Annotated in this window: 14 protein-coding genes; 6 read left to right on the forward strand and 8 right to left on the reverse strand. The window is 47.1% G+C overall.

All coding sequences use genetic code 11. The features are described 5' to 3' along the window. Positions 1-6 precede the first annotated feature (6 nt). The 5 genes from EHO61_RS13625 to EHO61_RS13645 form a co-directional block, all read right to left on the reverse strand. Positions 7-1,656 carry an outer membrane beta-barrel protein gene (locus EHO61_RS13625; protein WP_135814240.1) on the reverse strand — a complete coding sequence of 550 codons (1,650 nt, stop codon included), beginning with the start codon at positions 1,654-1,656 and terminating at the stop codon, positions 7-9. A gap of 272 nt (positions 1,657-1,928) precedes the next feature. Beyond that, positions 1,929-3,245 carry a CCA tRNA nucleotidyltransferase gene (locus tag EHO61_RS13630; RefSeq protein WP_135814103.1) on the reverse strand — a complete coding sequence of 439 codons (1,317 nt, stop codon included), beginning with the start codon at positions 3,243-3,245 and terminating at the stop codon, positions 1,929-1,931. After that, entirely contained in the window at positions 3,242-3,589 is a 348-nt protein-coding gene (locus EHO61_RS13635; RefSeq protein WP_246032134.1) for a hypothetical protein, read from the reverse strand. The genes EHO61_RS13630 and EHO61_RS13635 overlap by 4 nt, the downstream gene beginning before the upstream one ends. A 47-nt stretch (positions 3,590-3,636) precedes the next feature. Further along, complete coding sequence (locus EHO61_RS13640; protein ID WP_167884880.1) at positions 3,637-4,032, reverse strand: ribonuclease HI family protein; 396 nt, start codon at positions 4,030-4,032, stop codon at positions 3,637-3,639. Between the two features lie 17 nt (positions 4,033-4,049). Continuing rightward, positions 4,050-4,358, reverse strand: a complete 309-nt coding sequence (locus EHO61_RS13645) for a hypothetical protein (protein ID WP_135814105.1) — start codon at positions 4,356-4,358, stop codon at positions 4,050-4,052. A gap of 113 nt (positions 4,359-4,471) precedes the next feature. On the opposite strand from EHO61_RS13645, the gene EHO61_RS13650 reads away from it, so the two are divergent. The 4 genes from EHO61_RS13650 to EHO61_RS13665 all read left to right on the forward strand — a co-directional run bounded on the left by EHO61_RS13650 (position 4,472) and on the right by EHO61_RS13665 (position 9,742). After that, on the forward strand, positions 4,472-5,275 hold the full coding sequence (locus tag EHO61_RS13650; protein ID WP_135814106.1) for an arginyltransferase: 804 nt from the start codon (positions 4,472-4,474) through the stop codon (positions 5,273-5,275). A gap of 64 nt (positions 5,276-5,339) precedes the next feature. Next, positions 5,340-6,080: an SDR family NAD(P)-dependent oxidoreductase gene (locus EHO61_RS13655; RefSeq protein WP_135814242.1), complete on the forward strand. Its 741-nt coding sequence runs from the start codon at positions 5,340-5,342 to the stop codon at positions 6,078-6,080. A gap of 30 nt (positions 6,081-6,110) precedes the next feature. Beyond that, a complete protein-coding gene (locus EHO61_RS13660; protein WP_135814107.1) occupies positions 6,111-7,598 on the forward strand; it encodes an FAD-binding oxidoreductase in 1,488 nt (495 codons plus the stop codon). A 50-nt stretch (positions 7,599-7,648) separates the two neighbouring features. After that, positions 7,649-9,742: an O-antigen ligase family protein gene (locus EHO61_RS13665; protein ID WP_135814108.1), complete on the forward strand. Its 2,094-nt coding sequence runs from the start codon at positions 7,649-7,651 to the stop codon at positions 9,740-9,742. On the opposite strand, the gene EHO61_RS13670 is transcribed toward EHO61_RS13665, so the two are convergent. Both EHO61_RS13670 and EHO61_RS13675 read right to left on the reverse strand, forming a co-directional pair. After that, on the reverse strand, positions 9,699-10,949 hold the full coding sequence (locus EHO61_RS13670) for an acyltransferase family protein (protein WP_135814109.1): 1,251 nt from the start codon (positions 10,947-10,949) through the stop codon (positions 9,699-9,701). The genes EHO61_RS13665 and EHO61_RS13670 overlap by 44 nt on opposite strands. Beyond that, positions 10,936-12,645, reverse strand: a complete 1,710-nt coding sequence (locus EHO61_RS13675; RefSeq protein WP_246032135.1) for an ArnT family glycosyltransferase — start codon at positions 12,643-12,645, stop codon at positions 10,936-10,938. Before EHO61_RS13675 ends, EHO61_RS13670 begins: the two co-directional genes overlap by 14 nt. On the opposite strand from EHO61_RS13675, the gene EHO61_RS13680 reads away from it, so the two are divergent. Further along, on the forward strand, positions 12,644-14,218 hold the full coding sequence (locus EHO61_RS13680) for an LA_3751/LA_3752 family putative glycosyltransferase (RefSeq protein WP_135814110.1): 1,575 nt from the start codon (positions 12,644-12,646) through the stop codon (positions 14,216-14,218). The two genes, EHO61_RS13675 and EHO61_RS13680, sit on opposite strands and share 2 nt — an antisense overlap. 46 nt (positions 14,219-14,264) lie before the next feature. Next, on the forward strand, positions 14,265-15,920 hold the full coding sequence (locus EHO61_RS13685) for a hypothetical protein (protein WP_135814111.1): 1,656 nt from the start codon (positions 14,265-14,267) through the stop codon (positions 15,918-15,920). A gap of 16 nt (positions 15,921-15,936) precedes the next feature. Here the strand turns inward: EHO61_RS13685 and EHO61_RS13690 are convergent, their stop codons facing one another. Then, a complete protein-coding gene (locus tag EHO61_RS13690; RefSeq protein ID WP_135814112.1) occupies positions 15,937-17,103 on the reverse strand; it encodes a DUF1577 domain-containing protein in 1,167 nt (388 codons plus the stop codon). Positions 17,104-17,154 lie beyond the last annotated feature (51 nt).

Consider the following 17,154-nt stretch of genomic DNA (forward strand, 5'->3'; position numbering starts at 1 on the left):
TTTGGTTTAGAACTTCGCGACTACGCCGAGAGTAAACCCGATTTGGTCGCTTCTTCTATGTCCTGATGCATCCACAAATTGTTTTCCGAGAGACCAGTCGCGTCTCATGTCCAACTTGATCAATAAGTTTTCCGTAAAGTTCCAGACAGGAGTTACAGTAAACGTTCTATACTGACCGTAGTTGTTGGCGCCGTTATAGTGTTTGTAGTTGTCGCTCAGGTGAGCCAAAACCCAGTCCGTAGGCGTGTTGTATCCTTGGGCGTTTAGGGCAGCAATCCCCGCATTCAGAGTGTTGTTGAGACGGGGGTTGGCCGCCAAAATCGCGTTCGCAAACGCCGTATCGGTAGCTACGTGATAGGTGCTAAGAGACGTGTTGATTCCCGTAGAACCGAAGGCGCCGGGAGCGAACGTGTTTAGTGCACCGTTATTGTGTTTGTCATCCAAGTATTCGTAGCGGATGTTCACTCCCCAGGATTCGTTGATTTTGAATTTGGAGAAGACTCCGTACGCCTTGTAGATGCTCTTGTTGTTTTCGGAGGTGACCTGTCCCATGGCAAGCCCGGAAAGGGTCACGTTGTTGTTCGCGTTGTAACCTTGCTGGGCCAATCCTCCGTTGGAGAGGGAACCTGCTTTTTGGCTCCAAGTATAATCCAAATCGATCTGGATGCGATCGGTAGGAGTGATGGAAAGGATCGCGTGGTTCATGAACCAGTAGTCCTTGTTGTAATGGTTCCGAGAAGCGGTAGGAAGAAGTCCTCCACTGCTTTGCGGAGTCGCTACGACGTTGAAATCCCCGTTTTGCAGGTAGTTCGCCATCAGGGCTTTGTTTACGTCCGTACGTCCGTTAGCCAAGTCCGAAGAATATATGGTGTTCCAGGTGATGGCCAATTTGTTTTCGATCAATTGTCCTTTCAGCTGAGTACCTACGGATTTGTGCTGGGTGTATGCTTCCACGTACGGGCTATGAGTCGTATCCGTCAGAGCCGCAGTGGTGGGAGCGAGATAACCGGTACCTTGTCCACTGTTGTAGAGATAAAAGGTTCCTGACCATTTATCCGAAAACTGGGTGGTTAAGCGGGCACCGGTGTGAATGAAAGGGATCGTATTCTGGAAGATGGCCCCTATCGAGTAGTTGGGGTTGTTCATCGATTCGAGAACCTCGTAACCGATGTGCGTGGCCATCTTACCTACGTCCAATGTCATCCCTTTCAGAACGGGAAAGAAGAACGTCACGTACGCTTGCTTCAACATGTTCATGTTGTAGATCTGGTTGGAAGTGGTGTACGGAGTTTCTTGGAAGGCGTTGTTCTGTCCGTTTTGGAAGTCTACGCGGAATCCCCAAGGAGTGGATTTTTCAGCGACTTTTTGAACTACCAAAGATACCGCGTTGATCGCGAAGTTTTTGTTGTTCGTTTCGAAAGCGCGGGTCGTATCGACCGAGTTTCCTTGCAAGGGGTTGTTGTTGTACATGTAGTACACGTCTACGAATCCGGAATACTCTACCTTATCGTACCATTTTTGTTCGACCGGCTCAGGCTCTTTAGCGGCCGGAGCTTCCACCGCGGCTTCTGTGGGTTTCTTGGCGGGTTGGGCAAAAACCGAAGAAACGCTCATCAGGGCCAGGGAGGCAATGAGGCTAATTGTTTTTGTTCTCATCATTCTCCTAAATCTCCTATGCTGCCTTCTATGCAACTAGCGTGCCAGAGTAAAAAAAATGGGCAATGCGACAAAAAATGTCTCAAAAACAAGAATAGAAGGGAAATTATCTGTAGTAAGAATGGTCTTATTTTTAAGAGATTACGTTATTCTTACAGTGTGCCTAATATTTAGGCAAGATGGATTTGCTTATATTTTGAGCAGGAGGGGGCTTTTTCCGGACTTTTGCAGATCAATAGATTCAAAGTAGCATGTCTTCTAGCCCGGAAGGTTTATAAGAATTCCGGAAAGTTCTTATGTACCAATTCGGACAATTCTTCCGCAGAATTCTTTTCCGGTTCCTGCAAAACAGCTTCCAGGCAGAATCTCAGAACCTCTCCGGTTTTTTGCGGAGGTAGTTTCGGAAGTGCATTCCTCAAACTGGTTCCATTGATCTTCAATTCTCCGAGAAGAAGGGGAGGGTTTTGTCGAAGAATTTCCTCCGCTGAGCTCGACCAAGCGGGAGAAGAATTTTCTGACACCGTCCAAAGAGAAGCTAGCTCGGAACAAAGTTGTCGGAGAGAATCTCGTCCGGAATATTGCGCGCAAGGATGCAAAATTTTTTTTCTGATCCGGTCGGGGGAAAATAAGTGTTCCTTCTCTTTCAGGAGGGAATCCAGAGTTTCGTAAAGAAAAAGGGAATCTTTGGTCTTCTGGTTCGAAAAACGCAGGGTTTTGCAGAAGTTTTTTCCCTCTTCAGAAAAGCCGAAATCCCCGAACGTGAGTTTTAGAAAATAAGAAATTCGTAATCGATCCGGATCCGCTGCGAGTTTTGAGAGGGAGTGTATCTTTTCCTCCCAGTCCGGTACGGCGTTTTTATACAGGTTTTCTCCCTGGAACAGCTCGAATATCCGGTATTGTTTTAGAAGTTTTAGGGAAGGACTCGGGTCTTCCGTCTTCAGGATCTTTAGAAATTCGTCATGGATCCGTTCGGCCGAGACCTTTGCGGTGATCGGGCGGCAATCCTCTATCGCTTTTTCCGTTTCCGGATCGATCCGAAATCCTAGGGCGGATACGAATCGAATCGCTCGTACCGGACGTAAACCGTCTTCTCGGAAACGTTCTTGGGGGATTCCGATCGTTCGGATCCTTTTTTCGGAGATATCCCGTAGGCCGTCGTGTTCATCTATTAATTTTTCGTCAAGAAGGTCCAACGCGAGAGCGTTCATGGTGAAGTCCCTTCTTTTCAGGTCTTCGCTTAACCCGACTCCGAAGGAAACTTGTTCCGGCCGCCTTCCGTCCTTATATTCCTCCTCCTTACGAAACGTGGTCAATTCGTAGGAGCGATCCCGGAGGAGCACTGTAACTGTCCCGTGCTTGATCCCCGTAGGAACCACTCGCCGGAACAATTTCTGGACTCGGTCGGGATGGCTCGATACGGCTAAATCGAACTCGTGTGGGAGCTTTCCCAATACCAGATCGCGGACGGACCCTCCGACCAAGTACGCTTCTCCCCCGTCCGATCGGACGGTACGGGAAATTTCCAATAGATCTTCCAAATAAGGAGAAGGAATTGCCCGAATGAGATTTTGCGCTAAGGCGGAACTCATTCCTGCACGAACTTTTTCCAGAGGGGAAGGTATTTCTCCCGAAACTCCGGGTTCTTGGACAGAATTTCTTCTACCTGTTTGCGGGTACCTTCGTCCACGGAGATCCGTAAGAAAGGCAGTTCCGCTTTTTGGGAAAGGATGCCGTCGATCTTGGCGGAGGTTTCCGTCCAGGCAGCATCGCAGAAGCTTTTGTACTCCCTTTCCCGGTGCTCCGTACAGAGTAGGGAGAGCTCCAGATAGTTTCCCCGGTCTTTCAATTCCTGCATCTTGCTTGCGATATCCTTACCGCAACCGTAGGAGAGGAGCGCCAAAATCGGAATCCAGGTCGAGAAAAAGCGAATCATCTTGTGAAGAGAGTTCTCCGATTTGCGGGAGAAGGAAAGTTCTTTTTTTAATCCGATTCTTCTCGGGTCTTGAACGCTTGGTTCGCAAGTTTGTCCGCTCTCTTGTTTTTTTCGCGCAGGACGTGAAAAATTTTAAAACCCGACAACCGGGAGCTCAATGCCTGAACTCTTTTCTTCGCTTCGGAGAGATGGGGGGATTTTACTTTGTATTCCCCTTTGAATTGTTTTACCACGAGTTCGGAATCCAGAAAAGCTTCCACTTCCGAGGCTCCGTTTTCCAGGCACCATTTTAGGCCAGCTTCCAAGGCGGCCCATTCCGCCGTATTGTTCGTGCCGTCCGCTATTCTTTCGGAAATGGAATGGATTTCCTCTTCTCCTTCGTAGATCGCGATTCCGATGGACGAAGGCCCAGGATTTCCTTTGGAAGCTCCGTCACAATGCATCCGGAATTTTCGCAATGTTATTCTTCCCGGTTTCCCTTTAGTAGTAGAAAGGGTCTCCAAAAAAGAAGGTATCCGATGAGTAGGAAAAGGGAGACCAGGAAGGAAGCGATTCCGAGCACTGCGGACCGGAAACGATTGTAGACTTCCTGGAAAGAATGGGGGAAAAAAATTCCGGCCAGAAGGCAGAAAAAACCCAGTCCAAGGCAAAGAAAAAGAAAGTTCGGTCGGCTTAGGAAATAAAAGAGAAAACTGAGACCAGTCCATCCGAAGGCGAGTCGATAGGCAGAGATACGATTGAAATTTTCCATGAAAAGACGGAGTACCATCGATTGTCCTATCCTCCCGGTGCTTTTCTTTGGCAACGGAAAAAATCTCCTGATTTAAGTGTTGTTTATTCCGGCCGGAAAGGGTTTCCTGTTTCGGTTCGGATCTGAAAAAGATGAACGCAGGATACCTTCGGTTTTTGGAATCGATTCCTTCTTCCCCTCCCGGTGAATGTTCCTATTATCCGGATCGAATTTCGAAGGTGAAGGGTTTTCTTTCCAAGAAACCTCCCAATCTTTCCGCGCTGGATTTCCTTTTGGCGTCCGGTTTTCGTAGGTCTGGAGAACTCTTTTACCGGACGGCCTGCGACTCTTGTATACATTGCCTGAGTTATCGTATCCCCTTACATCAATTTACGATTTCGAAAAGTCTGAAAAGGTTAGGGAAGCGGAACGTAGATCTGATTCCCTCGGTGCATTCTCCGGAGATGACACCAGAAAAAGCGGAATTGTATGTGAAATACCAGAACGCAAGACACCCGGGAAGCTACGGCAATACGGACTCTGAATTGCAGGAAACGATGTTCGGGCAGATGTACTTAGGTTCCGAAAATTCGGTCGAATTACAAATACGTAAGGAAGGACGTTTGCTCGGTTGGATCCTATTGGACTGCGGAGAGGTGGCGGTTTCCGCGGTTTATTCCGTCTTCGATTCCGAGTTCCACACTAGGAGTCTGGGAAAATTTCTGATCCTAGCATCTCTTCTTTGGGCCAAGGAAAAAGGGTTTCTAGAATACCATCTCGGCCTTTTTTTACCCGGTCACCCGAAAATGGATTATAAGGGATTCTGGAAACCGGCGGAAATACTGGACCAAAGAACGGGAAATTGGATCGAGTCTAGGAAATTTCTTGCGGATTATCTGGAAAAGGCAGGACAGGACGGGAGTCGATCGGAACCGAAATCGCCGTATGATACGTAAGAGGGGAAAGACAGAGGAGCTAGAAAGACTTGTCACGGGAACTCCCTTCCTTAAAAAGGCAGGTATGGCTAAAAAGATCATCGTTGTAGGGGCATCCAGCGGTATTGGGAAAGAAATCGCGACCCAGCTTATCGCAGAAGGCCACAAAGTCGCTTTGTTTGCGAGAAGGGAAAAGGAGCTCAAGAATCTCCTCGGGTCCGTATCGAGCGCAAAGACCGGCCAGGTGTTCACTTTCAAACACGATGTAACGCAATATTCTCAGGTCCCTTCCGTTTTTGCAAAGGCGATCAAATCCCTTGGCGGACTGGACGAAATTTATTACTCTTCCGGAGTGATGCACAGGATAGAACCGAACGAATTTTCGATCGAAAAGGATCTGGAAATGCTGGAGGTCAATCTGCTAGGATGCGTAGCTTGGCTGGATTTGGCGGCTAAATTTTTTCAGGACCAGAAATCCGGAAAAATCGTCGGGATTTCCTCGATTGCAGGAGATAGAGGACGCCGATCGAATCCCGTGTACAACGCTTCCAAAGCGGGGATGACCACGTATCTAGAAGCTTTGCGAAATCGATTGGCGGTAAAAGGAATCCAAGTCGTAACGGTGCGCCCGGGAATGATAGAGACTCCTATGACCGAGGGGCTGTCCGGACTTTTTTGGGTCATCACTGCTAAGGAAGCGGCGAGTACGATCCTTCAAAAAGTGAATTCCGGTAAGGAAGATTTTTACGTTCCGGCTCGCTGGGCTCTGGTTTCGTTGATCATCCGTTCTATTCCTTCCTTTATTTTCAGAAGGCTTTCCATCTAGACGTGAACGCGACCTTTTAAGGCAGACGATATGGCTACTGCACGCAAAAAAAAATCCGTACAAACAACTAAGATTCAAAAGAAAGGAGTCTCTTTCGATAGGGCGGCCTTCGAGGCCAAACTAGGGACTCCTAAAAAAGTGGAAGCCTGGGGAATGAATCATTTTTCCTTGAGTCCGGTTTTCTATCCGAAATCGGAAGAGGATTTTCGGGATGTTTTTGCCTATGCCCGCGCCACCGGAGCCAAGCTTTCGTTCCGAGGGGGCGGTTGCAGTTACGGCGACGCGGCGACGAACGAGAAAGGCATCATCATAGATATCAAGGATTTTAACCGGATTCTCTCCTTCGACCAAAAGACTGGAGTGTTAAAAGCTGAGTCCGGAGCGACCATCAAGCAGCTCTGGGAATTCGGCGTGGAAAAAGGTTTTTGGCCGCCGGTAGTGAGCGGGACTATGTTTCCGACCTTGGGCGGCGCACTTTCCATGAATATTCACGGAAAGAATAATTTCGCGGTGGGTCCCATCGGAGATCATATCCAAGAGTTCACGTTTTTGACCGTGGACGGAAAAGAGCACGTCGCTAATCCTAAAAAGAATCCGGATCTGTTTTACTCCGCAATTTCAGGCTTCGGAATGTTAGGAGCATTTCTCACCGTTACGATTCGGATGAAGAAAATCCATGCCGGAAAGATGAGGGTTTGGCCCGTCAATACGTTCAATCTCCAGGAGATGTTCGATTATTTCGAAAAAGAGTACAAGCACTCGGATTATTTGGTGGGATGGGTGGATGCGTTCGCTTCGGGCAAACAGCTCGGAAGAGGACAGATCCACAAGGCGGTTCACTTGAAAGCGGGGGAAGATCCCGACTTCCCGGAAAACTGCAAGATCGAAAACCAGATTCTTCCTTCTACCTTCCTCGGTTTGATTCCTAAATCGTGGATGTGGATTTTCATGTACCCGTTCAGCAACAAATTCGGAATGCGTTTTGTGAATTTCGGAAAGTGGATTTCGGGATTTCTGAACAATAATAAGCCCTATATGCAGGGACATGCGGAATACGCGTTTCTCCTGGATTACGTTCCGAATTGGAAATTTATGTACAAACCGGGCGCGATGATACAATACCAGAGTTTCCTTCCGAAGGAGAATGCCGTTCGCGGATTCGAGGAGCTTCTCAAAGCGGGACAAAAAAAAGGAATCGTAACTTGGTTGGCCGTATTTAAGAAACACCGCCCGGATAAATTCCTTCTCACGCACGCTTTGGACGGATATTCCATGGCGATGGATTTTCCGATGACGAAAGGGAATAAGGAAAAGCTGTGGGAACTGGCAAAGGAAATGGACGAAATCGTTTTAAAATACGGCGGGAAATTTTATTTTGCTAAAGACAGTACTCTTCGTCCCGAGATTTTGAATCGGGCCTTCCCGAAAAAGAGCCTGGATAAATTTAGATCCTTGAAAAAGAAACTGGATCCGGTTAATTTGCTGGAATCCGATCTGTACAGGAGGATTTGGAAATAAGTGGGATGACTTCCCAGAATGATCCCGCAATATGAAAGGATTCGAATATAATGTCTAAAGGGACGATCGGCTTTTTCGGCGAAAACTTCAAGTCGCTAAAAAGAGCTGCGAATATAATCTTCTTTTCCGTCCTTTTTATGCGGATGGGCTTCGATCCGGCAGTCTCCAGAAACTCCCTTTATGAATTGATCTTGGGCGGGTTCTTTATCGTAAGTTTGGGCTACGCTTATCTTTGGCTCAGGAAAGACGCGCGACGGAAAAGAATCCTGGATTTCGGCCTGCTATTCGGATTGGCATACGCCTCCGTTTCCACCGCCTTATTCACTTCCTATCTTATCAACACCGAAATTCCTAGGTTGAAGATGTTCGGAAGATTCGCCTATATGGGCGTGATCGTCTTTCTCATCGTTCGTTATGTTCGAGGCGCATCCAGAGTCGGGACGAATCTGATCCTGGCTTGTTTTTACGGGAGCCTTCCTTTTTTGGCGTTGCAACTCCAAACTCCGTACAAAGGGGCCTTAACGTTCTTCTTTTTACTCGGCATCCTCGCGGATCGGATTCTGGGTTTCCGAACGATCAATGTGCTTAGGTACCGCGTTCCTAAGTCCTTCGTCCTTTTTTTACTTCTATACGCTTTGCTCCCTTGGCTTTATGCGGGGTTAAAGACTCCCGTGCTCGATTTTGCCGACGGGTTTTTTCTACAAGGAATTCCGATCTGCCTCTTTCTATTATTCGTAAATATCGCACCTTCCGCATGGAGTTCCATCGTCCAAAGATCCGTCGGAACACTATTCATCGTAAGCGGTTTCTTTTTGTTCGCGGCCCTTTCTTTCTTTTCCTTCCAGAATGGACTCGCATCCTTGATCTTTGTAAAGAAGACCATACTCGCCGGAACGAATACCAACGATATAGCGACCTTGCTTTCGCTTTCCATGCCTTGGGTTCTTCACGGTTTTTTTTGCTCTCAGAAATGGAAGGCCAGGACCTTTTTTCTGGTTTGTTTCTGTTTGTTGGCCGCGGGCACGTTCGTCATTCATGTTCGCGGTCTTTACATCGCTTTCTTTGCGACCGTATTCGTTTTCTTTTTCCTGAAATTCGTCTCCGAAAAACTACGTTTAATGTTCGTCGGGATCTTGGTCGTCCTTCTCGGCCTCTTCGCCTGGATTTTCTTTCAGAATTTCAAGTTTCCTCTCTTTGACAATTTTCATTCCTTGTGGGCAAGAACTTTGCTCTGGAGATTGGCTCTTCGGGCTTTGGTGGATAATTGGATCTTCGGAATCGGAGCATTCCAATACAAAGGTTTATTGGTCTGGGGAAATCCGTTGGATCTCCCCCCCGGCGTTTTTATGCAGGAGGATTTGGGAAGGATTCACGTACATAATCTATTCCTTCAGGTCGGTTTGAACTGGGGGATTTTCCCCGCACTCGGCTTACTCGGGTGTTTTTTCTTCGCATTATTTCCGTTTCTGAAAGCGGATAGGATCCAATTCCGAAGCAGCGCTTTCGGTTTTCGTATCTCCCTTTTTTGCTTCGGTGTCTATTCCATGGCGAACTATTCGTTTAACATTGCAGGGTTGCACACGGCCTTTTCTCTCCTGCTGTTCGCTTCCCTGCCTCCGGAGTTTTCCGCACCCATTAAAAACGGGATCCCGGTTTTTAAGAAAGGGATAGGGCGGTATCTTTCCGTCGGAGTCGCTTTTCTTTTCCTATGCTCCGCGTGTTTTTTGCTTCACATCGAATATCTGCATTCGGAGCAGATCTCATTAACCAAAGGATTCCGTTCCAGGAATCTTCTGAACGATCTGGTACTGGACGAGAATTTCGTCGATGATTATAAAATCGTAAAGTTACGGGAAGCCTTCGCCATTTCGGAAAGATTAGTCCGGATCTTTCCGAAGGACCCCATCTTCCTGGAAGAAAGCGCCGAATTAGCGAGAGTCTTGTACAGCAAAACCCGAGAGGATCGTTTTCTGAACGTCTCGATCGGAAGATTCGAAGCCTGCACCTCCTATTCTTCCAATCCTTGGTTCTGTTTCTATAATTTGGAAAGATTGAAGCCGGTCGACAATTCCGAGAATTACAAAAAAAGCATGAAGAAGTTCAACCCGTTTCTCCTGCCGCTGGAAAAGCGTTCTCCTTTTTAGATAGGATCACCTCTTTTCCGTACCTGGATTCCTTCCAGACCATGAAAGGTCTTTCCGCGACCAAGTGGAATAGATATCCGAAGAATAGAACGATAAACCCTGCGGGCACGAAAGCCAGCGCAAAATCCAAATATCTAGGATGATTCACATCCACGAATAGCGGGGTTAAAATGCCCGCCAGGAAAAAGTGGATCAGATACGCACAGTAGGATAATTTCGCGATGGGGGAGAATATCCGGAACGAAAGTAATTTGGAAGACAAGGACTCCGGCCTCAGCGACAGAAGCATCACCGCGGCGCAGGCGAAAGCGTTCAGATTGAAACGAAAGACCATGGAAATCGGATCCGGGCTGAATTCGTAGAGAAAGAAAATAATATAGAAAACGGCGACAGCGGAGACAAGTAGAAGAGTTCTCCTTTTTTTAGCGTCTTTTAGGAATTCGAAGATGCGATCCGGATATCTGTTTAAGACATAGGAGAGCAAAATTCCCGTAAAAAGGGAATCCAATCGGGTATGGAGAGGGTAATAGATCAGCTCGTGATATAACGCTTTGGAAACTACCGGATCCGTAATTCCTTCTATCCTTAATTTGAATATTATAAACCGATACATCGTAGGGAATAGAATGCAGGATAATAACGTATAAATCCTGTATTTTTCCGGGATTCTTCTGAAAAAGACGAGTAGAAAGGGCGGGAAGAGTAGATAGAACTGCTCTTCCAAGGATAAGGACCATCCGTGTGGAACCGTTCCCGGAAAATAATTGGATATATACAGAAAATCGAATATGGCCCTGCTCTTATACTGGATCAATTCGTTTGCGGAGTCGGGCTGGAGTTTGATCAACAGAGGAAACAGCAAGAAAGTCTGTAAGGACAGAAAAATGAAATACGGGGGAAAAATCCGAATCGTCCGTTTGGAAAAAAACACCCCGAGCCGGATCGTTCCGGAGCGGTCCAATTCCCGGAAAAGCGGGCCTGAAATCAGGAAACCGCTCAGTACGAAAAAGATATCCATCGCAAAACTTCCGGAGCTGAAGAAGTTCCGGGCGAATTCATTCGGATCCTGGATCTTCGATTCGAAAGGGCGGTACATGTGACCCGCGACGACTAAAAAGAAACCTAAGCTTCGTAATCCGTTTAGCGGGGCGATTTCACGAGGGTCGAATTTAAATATTCCGAAAAAATAATGCCTAACGGCTTTCATGCAACGTTTCCAGATCAGCGCGGTTCGGTATCGGTCGGATTTCCACGGTTTCTAAATGGATAGAAGGACTTTTATGAAAGGAGATCTCAGAGATTTCGAACCGGTTCGATTTCGGCACTAATTTTTCCTTGGGATAGGCATCCTTAGCGCCGACTACGGTAAACCTTCGGATACCGGATCCATAGAGTCCAGTCAAAAGTACGTCGAATTCCGCTTCATCGGGAAGTTCGAAGATCATTCTTTCCGTCCGAAACGAATTCGGAGGAAACATGGCGCTCCCTCTTCTGTAAACGACGGCCTTTTCCGCAAAAGAATCCAATTCGGAGTTTTCCAAAACGATGGATTTCGTGAATTTATGGTACATTACGTCGTAAGTACAGACTCCAAGAACGGAAAATCCGATCGCTACAGCCGCCATTACTTTCAAGAGTTTAGAACCGGCGATGTCGACGCTTTCCAACGAATGAAAAGCGAACAGAAGTAGGATCGGTGTGACCGTCAATAGGAACCTTGGCCCGAAAAGAACCCCCTGCCAGAATTTAGGAGAAGTGAGAGCCGCAGATAAGAGAATAAAAAATAGAATTCCCACGAAAACGGTCCGAATCTTCGAATCTTTAAGGGTCGATTTCCAAGTGAAGAGAAGGATGGGATACGCTCCGAATAACCCGATGGATCCGTGGCCGAAAGCGATCAGCTCCCAAAAGAAAGAAAGTTGCGCCCAAGGATCGAATTCCTTCGGAGAAAAAGACTGCAAATAACCGCGGGACCCGAAGGGATGTCCCACTACCGTGTCGTTGATCGCCGCCTGCAAAAGAAATAAAACTCCGAACACGGCGGGAAACCATAGCAATCGGAATCGTTTCGGCATGAAAAGGACTTGGGAAAAAGTCAGGGAAGCCGCCAACAATACCACTTCCTGTCGGAAAAGAGCCGCAAGTCCGAATGAGATTCCGGCTAAGATCGCATCTTTGGTTTCGCGGCCTTTCTCTTTTTCGGTTCGTAATAGATAATACAGGCCGGCGGTGACTCCCGCCATGGAAAGGATGTATTCGGACATATCCGTGGAAAAAAGACTGAAGGTGGAACCGACTAACAGAAATAATATGAAAAAAAATCTGGTGCCGTTCCTGAAATCCAATTCTTTCGAGATCTCGTACAGGAAGGCTAGACATACCAAGCTAGAGATCAGCGATAAAATGAAACTGCCTACTCTTCCGAAAAGGAGAGCGAGCGGCGCTTGGACGGCGGCGTAATAGAAAGGAAAAACGTAATAACATTTTCCCCGGTAAGAATGAGCCATCGTATCTCCCTTTTCGATGGTCATCGGGAGAAAGCGAAACGTAGGATCGAAATCCTTTCCGAAGTATCTACAGGAAAAATCCGGAAATCCTTGGACCAACAAGTCCGCCACCTGCTGCTGCTTGATGGCCCCGTCTCCGACTCGGATTCCGGTTTGGTACTGCCAGGTTAAAAAAAGGGCGAGAAAAGAAGCGCCGAAAAGAACGAATCCTTTTTTCGAATCGGTTAAGGAAATTAAACGTCGCAGTGCGGCTCGAAACATGAAAACTAGGAAATGTAGTTTTCGATACCGGTCAAGTAAATTCTCCCGAAACTGCGGGTCTCCGATTCTGACTCCCGAAGTTTCGGATTTTCCTTTACATATTCCTTCCCGTACAACAGGATACTTGCGATTCATGAATCGAGTACTTCGTAGCTCTAGACTTCTGACTTTACTCGTATTGGCGGCCGTGCTACTCGGTTCCGTCTCGTATTTAAAGCCTAGATATTCCTTTAATTGGGACATACATAACAAAGCCGTCCAAGCGTATTCTCTAGTCCAAAACGGTTTTCAATCGGAGGAATTGTATTATCCCGGAAAAGCGGTGGACCCAGCGTTCAAATTCTTTCCCCAACAAGGAAACGTATTCCTCCAGATAGATCAACGGAATCTAAGCGCGTTTCCGGTCGCATTCGCGGTGATTTCGGCGCCTTGGATTTGGATCTTCGGATTCGAATCTCTGCCGTATGCGAGCGCATTCGGTCTTTTTCTTTGCCTAGTCGCTTACGCAAGATATTGGCGACCGACGCCGTTTATACTAACTGTCAGCGTTTTGTGTACGTTCCTATGGATTCTTTCCGTGGAGTATTCGGAACACAGCGTTTTCATTCTTTTTTGCTTACTTTCCTTATCCTTAGCCGTTAAGAAACCAGGTTCGGATCTAGGTTTCCTTTTGTCCGGACTGATGTGCGGACTCACCGTATGGTTCAGGCACGAAGGATTGGTTTATTGTGCGAGTTTGGCCTTGTGGATTTTTCTTTCCCGGATCGGGAGCCGGAAAGAGGCGAACTTGAAAAGAACGATCAGGAGATCGACGCTTTTCATTCTAGGTGCGGGCCTAGTTGTTGCTACATTCAGTATTTTTAATTTTATAGATTACGGACATCCTTTGGGCCCGAGATACATGATCAATCGGGAAGGATTGGGGGTACCGTTTCTCGTCCGCTTAGGATGGGCCAAAAGTCTTCTCTTTTTCGGGGAGTTTAAGTTGGGATATTTCGGATATATGCCGACGACTCTCCTGCTTTTTCCGGTTTTGTTGTATTCTTGGAAGAAACTCTCGCGAACGAACAAGTTGATCCTCGGTTCCTCTTTGACATACATACTTCTGGTACTGGTCATCGTCCCGAACGACGGATTTACGAATTGGGGACCTCGTTTCTTCGGTCCGGTTGTGTTTCCGTTCGTGATTCTTTTTTCCAAATATTTCTATTTTCTAAAAAGAAGAAGGAAGGCCGCCGTATTCAGGTACGTCCTGTTGGCGGGATTGTCTTTTTCTTTCCTGATGGGACTCGCCGGTATAAGATATATAGGCGAAGGGAGAAAACAGCAGGAAAAGTCGGATGCTTTCTATCGTTCCTCCTCCGCGGATGTTTGGATCTTTCCGGATGATTCCATCGCCTATATGGCGGGCGTCGATTTCTTCTCTAAGATCGTACTTAGAGTGGCGACCCCGTCGGATCTTGAAGATCTGCTTCCGAAATTAAGAGAGAGATGGCCGGAAAGCAGGGTGGCTTTTTTTCAGACGGACATCGATAAGATCGATCCTAGAATGAAAACCGTGCTCGCTTCCAATCCTGCGTTGGCGGAAAGTGTCAGAAGAACGATTTGGCGAGAGGAAGAGTTGGATCCGATTTTGGGAAGATTTTTCCGAAATTTGCGGGAAATCAAGTCGGACCGATTGAAGGGGCAGATCGGAACCTGGAAATGAGCGGCCGAAATTTTAGAGTATTTTAGGAATAGATAAAATAGATAAAATGAAACCGTCTTTTTTCAATAGAATCTCGGATAGGATCTTCTCGCAATCCTGCGCAAAATCTCTCGATTCCGTTTCAGTAATCTTATTCGGTTACGTAGTCTTAATGAATTCCTGGGTGGGAGAGGATTCCTATATCACTTTTCGGACCGTGGAAAATTTTCTGAACGGCTTCGGACTGAGATGGAACGTATACGAAAGGGTGCAGGTCTATACTCATCCGCTGTGGATGTTCGGCATCGCTTTCTTCGGAGCGCTGAAAATTCCTCTTTTTTATGCCGTTCTTCTGCTTTCCTGGATCTGCATTTTCGGGAGCTCTTTTTTGCTGGTCCGGTCTAGATCGGAAAAGAAGGAAACGTTTGCGTGGATTCTTCTGCTTTTGGTTTCCTGCCGGGCCTTTGTGGACTATTCCACCTCGGGTTTGGAAAACCCCGCCTCTTTTCTACTTTTAATCCTGCTTTTCAAGCAAGGGGAAACGCTGCTTTCGAATCCGAACGGAAAGGACGTTTTCGGTTTCGCATTGATTCTTTCTTTGGCGTACTTAAATCGGCAGGATACGGTTCTTTTCGGAGTCCCTTATCTCGTCCGGCTATTTCTTACTTCTTTTAGGAACGGACAAACGATTCGTTGGATGGGATGGGGAAGTCTCGGACTCCTGCCCGCCTTGGCCTGGATCGTTTTTTCTTTACTCTATTACGGTTATCCGTTTCCGAACACCGCGTATGCGAAATTGAATACCGGGGTTCCCTCCGGAGAGCTTTGGTTTTCGGGATTTCTGTATTTGAGAAATTCCGTCCTCTGGGATCCCGTCTCCATCCTAGCCTTGGCTTTTCCGATCGTGTATTTCGCTATGGATCGGAAAAAAAGATTCGATCCGGAATTTCTTTTTCCGATTTTAGGAATTCTTTTTTATCTGATTTATATCCTAAAGATCGGCGGGGATTTTATGGCCGGAAGATTTGTTTCTCTTCCGTTCGTTGCTGCGGTCTTCGTTTTAACTAAAATCCGTCATCGATCCGTTGCGGTATTCGGGTTCTTGTGTTTTATTTTTTTTATGATCCTGAATCCTCGTTCGTATCTATATACCACCGCGACTTATTCCCGGGCCAGGATGGACGGTAAAATCGCGGATGAGAAAAGTATGTATTTTCCGAACGCGAATTTTTTCCGGTCCTTTTTCGTTTCTGAATATCCGGATCACGGTTGGGCGGAGCAGGGTAGGAAGTACAAAAAGGAGAAAAGCGCTTCTCCCTCCCGGTTTTCCGTCTGCGCTACCTTGAACGTAGGATATTTCGGGTACTATTCCGGGCCGGAAAGGAAAATCGTGGATGTTTACGCGTTGACCGATCCCTTATTAAGCAAGCTGAAATCTGCCCGTCCTTGGCGTATCGGCCATTTCGGGCGGAATTTACCCGAGGGCTATTTGGAATCCATCGATAGCGGGGAAAATCGGATCGCGGATTCCAATCTGAAAGAATATTATGAAAAACTTAAATTATTGACGGAGTCGCCTGATCTCTTCTCTAAAAATCGCCTCGAAGAGATTCTTAGGGAAAATTTGGGAGGAAATCGACAACTTCTTGCCCGGTACACGGACGAGCGGGAATGGCAGGAAATTCCGAAAGATGCGACCTGCGGACTCGGTCAGGGGTTTTGACGGGAAGCCAATCTTCCTAACTCGGATTTACTTTCGCGCCGGAATCCACCAGAAGGCGATTGACGTTGTCTATGTATCTTTTTTTCTCCCCGGGGCGGGCAGAATTCCCTTCCAGAGATATTCCCACATACATGTTATTTTCCGCATCTCGGGCGACGGAACGAACCACTCCGTAAGCCGTCAAGGGTGCCTGCATTTTAAAAAAGATGTCGAAGGTGAATCCGATTCGGCGGGGGAGGTCGTCGTTCAGATCCGGATGATTGATTTTGACCCGAAGGCCTCCGGTGGAGAGATCCAGGACCGGAAAACGCTCTTTGACTAGAATGGTATTCGATTCCCGGATCCGATCCACCATCTCGAAAGTGAGAGTTTTGATCTCCATCACCTCGGCCATGTCGATTTCCTTATTCCGATTCTGGACCAAAACGTATCCGATAGGGATGGCTTGCTCGTCGTGGTTGATATAAATGACGGGGACGATCAGTTCCGATTTGATCTTTTGGTTCGCGTATTCGATGATTTTCCGGCGGACGTCCTCTTCGTCCCCTAATTCGTGCTCGTAGTCCACGTATCCGTTCGGGTCGGAGGTCGTATAACTCTCCGGTTTTTGCGTATTCGGTATGTAGAGAATCTTTCCGGTTTTTTTAACCAGATCGAACTTATCCCCTATGGACCGGAAAACGTCGATTTTCAGAATGTCGAATTTCGGTTTTAGGATCCGTTCATAATCCGCAAAATTCACTTTCACCGAGGTCGGGATATTGAATAGGTTCGCGTCGATCGTGGTCTTACTGGTTCGCAAATTCGTGATCCAGACGGTTCCGTCGGGAGGTTTGATCCTCATAAATTGGCGTTCCCGACTCGCAATCGACACGGATTCCACTTCCATTACATACTGGTTGTTCGGACGCTCGTCTACGACCTCGCATTCCAATTCCAAATACCGGGCCAGGAGTTTGTACAAAACCACATGGGAATTCAATTTGAATTGTTCCGGCGCTTTTCCTTGGACTAGGATTTTTTTGGCGTCTTTACTGACGGAGAGGAGCTGGACGGAATCGTTAGAGTCCGTGTCCCGAACCAGAAGTTCGGACTTTAACAGGAATTTTCCGATGATATGGAGCTTTTTTTCAGGCTCTGCAATGATTTCGCGGTCCCTTTGCTTACGTTCGACCTTTTCCATTCAATTCTCAGGTGTAAGGGGCGGAAATTCTCTTGATTCCAGCCTTTCGCT

It is taken from the genome of Leptospira fluminis (assembly GCF_004771275.1).
Lineage (GTDB): Bacteria > Spirochaetota > Leptospiria > Leptospirales > Leptospiraceae > Leptospira_B > Leptospira_B fluminis.

Bases quoted from the DNA above. Each gene is read 5' to 3' on its own strand.
- EHO61_RS13660 (WP_135814107.1), top strand. From the start codon at position 6,111: ATGGCTACTGCACGCAAAAAAAAATCCGTACAAACAACTAAGATTCAA.
- EHO61_RS13630 (WP_135814103.1), bottom strand. From the start codon at position 3,245: ATGAGTTCCGCCTTAGCGCAAAATCTCATTCGGGCAATTCCTTCTCCT.
- EHO61_RS13640 (WP_167884880.1), bottom strand. From the start codon at position 4,032: ATGCATTGTGACGGAGCTTCCAAAGGAAATCCTGGGCCTTCGTCCATC.
- EHO61_RS13670 (WP_135814109.1), bottom strand. From the start codon at position 10,949: ATGAAAGCCGTTAGGCATTATTTTTTCGGAATATTTAAATTCGACCCT.
- EHO61_RS13675 (WP_246032135.1), bottom strand. From the start codon at position 12,645: ATGAATCGCAAGTATCCTGTTGTACGGGAAGGAATATGTAAAGGAAAA.
- EHO61_RS13690 (WP_135814112.1), bottom strand. From the start codon at position 17,103: ATGGAAAAGGTCGAACGTAAGCAAAGGGACCGCGAAATCATTGCAGAG.
- EHO61_RS13665 (WP_135814108.1), top strand. From the start codon at position 7,649: ATGTCTAAAGGGACGATCGGCTTTTTCGGCGAAAACTTCAAGTCGCTA.
- EHO61_RS13680 (WP_135814110.1), top strand. From the start codon at position 12,644: ATGAATCGAGTACTTCGTAGCTCTAGACTTCTGACTTTACTCGTATTG.
- EHO61_RS13645 (WP_135814105.1), bottom strand. From the start codon at position 4,358: ATGGTACTCCGTCTTTTCATGGAAAATTTCAATCGTATCTCTGCCTAT.
- EHO61_RS13635 (WP_246032134.1), bottom strand. From the start codon at position 3,589: ATGATTCGCTTTTTCTCGACCTGGATTCCGATTTTGGCGCTCCTCTCC.
- EHO61_RS13625 (WP_135814240.1), bottom strand. From the start codon at position 1,656: ATGAGAACAAAAACAATTAGCCTCATTGCCTCCCTGGCCCTGATGAGC.
- EHO61_RS13655 (WP_135814242.1), top strand. From the start codon at position 5,340: ATGGCTAAAAAGATCATCGTTGTAGGGGCATCCAGCGGTATTGGGAAA.
- EHO61_RS13685 (WP_135814111.1), top strand. From the start codon at position 14,265: ATGAAACCGTCTTTTTTCAATAGAATCTCGGATAGGATCTTCTCGCAA.
- EHO61_RS13650 (WP_135814106.1), top strand. From the start codon at position 4,472: ATGAACGCAGGATACCTTCGGTTTTTGGAATCGATTCCTTCTTCCCCT.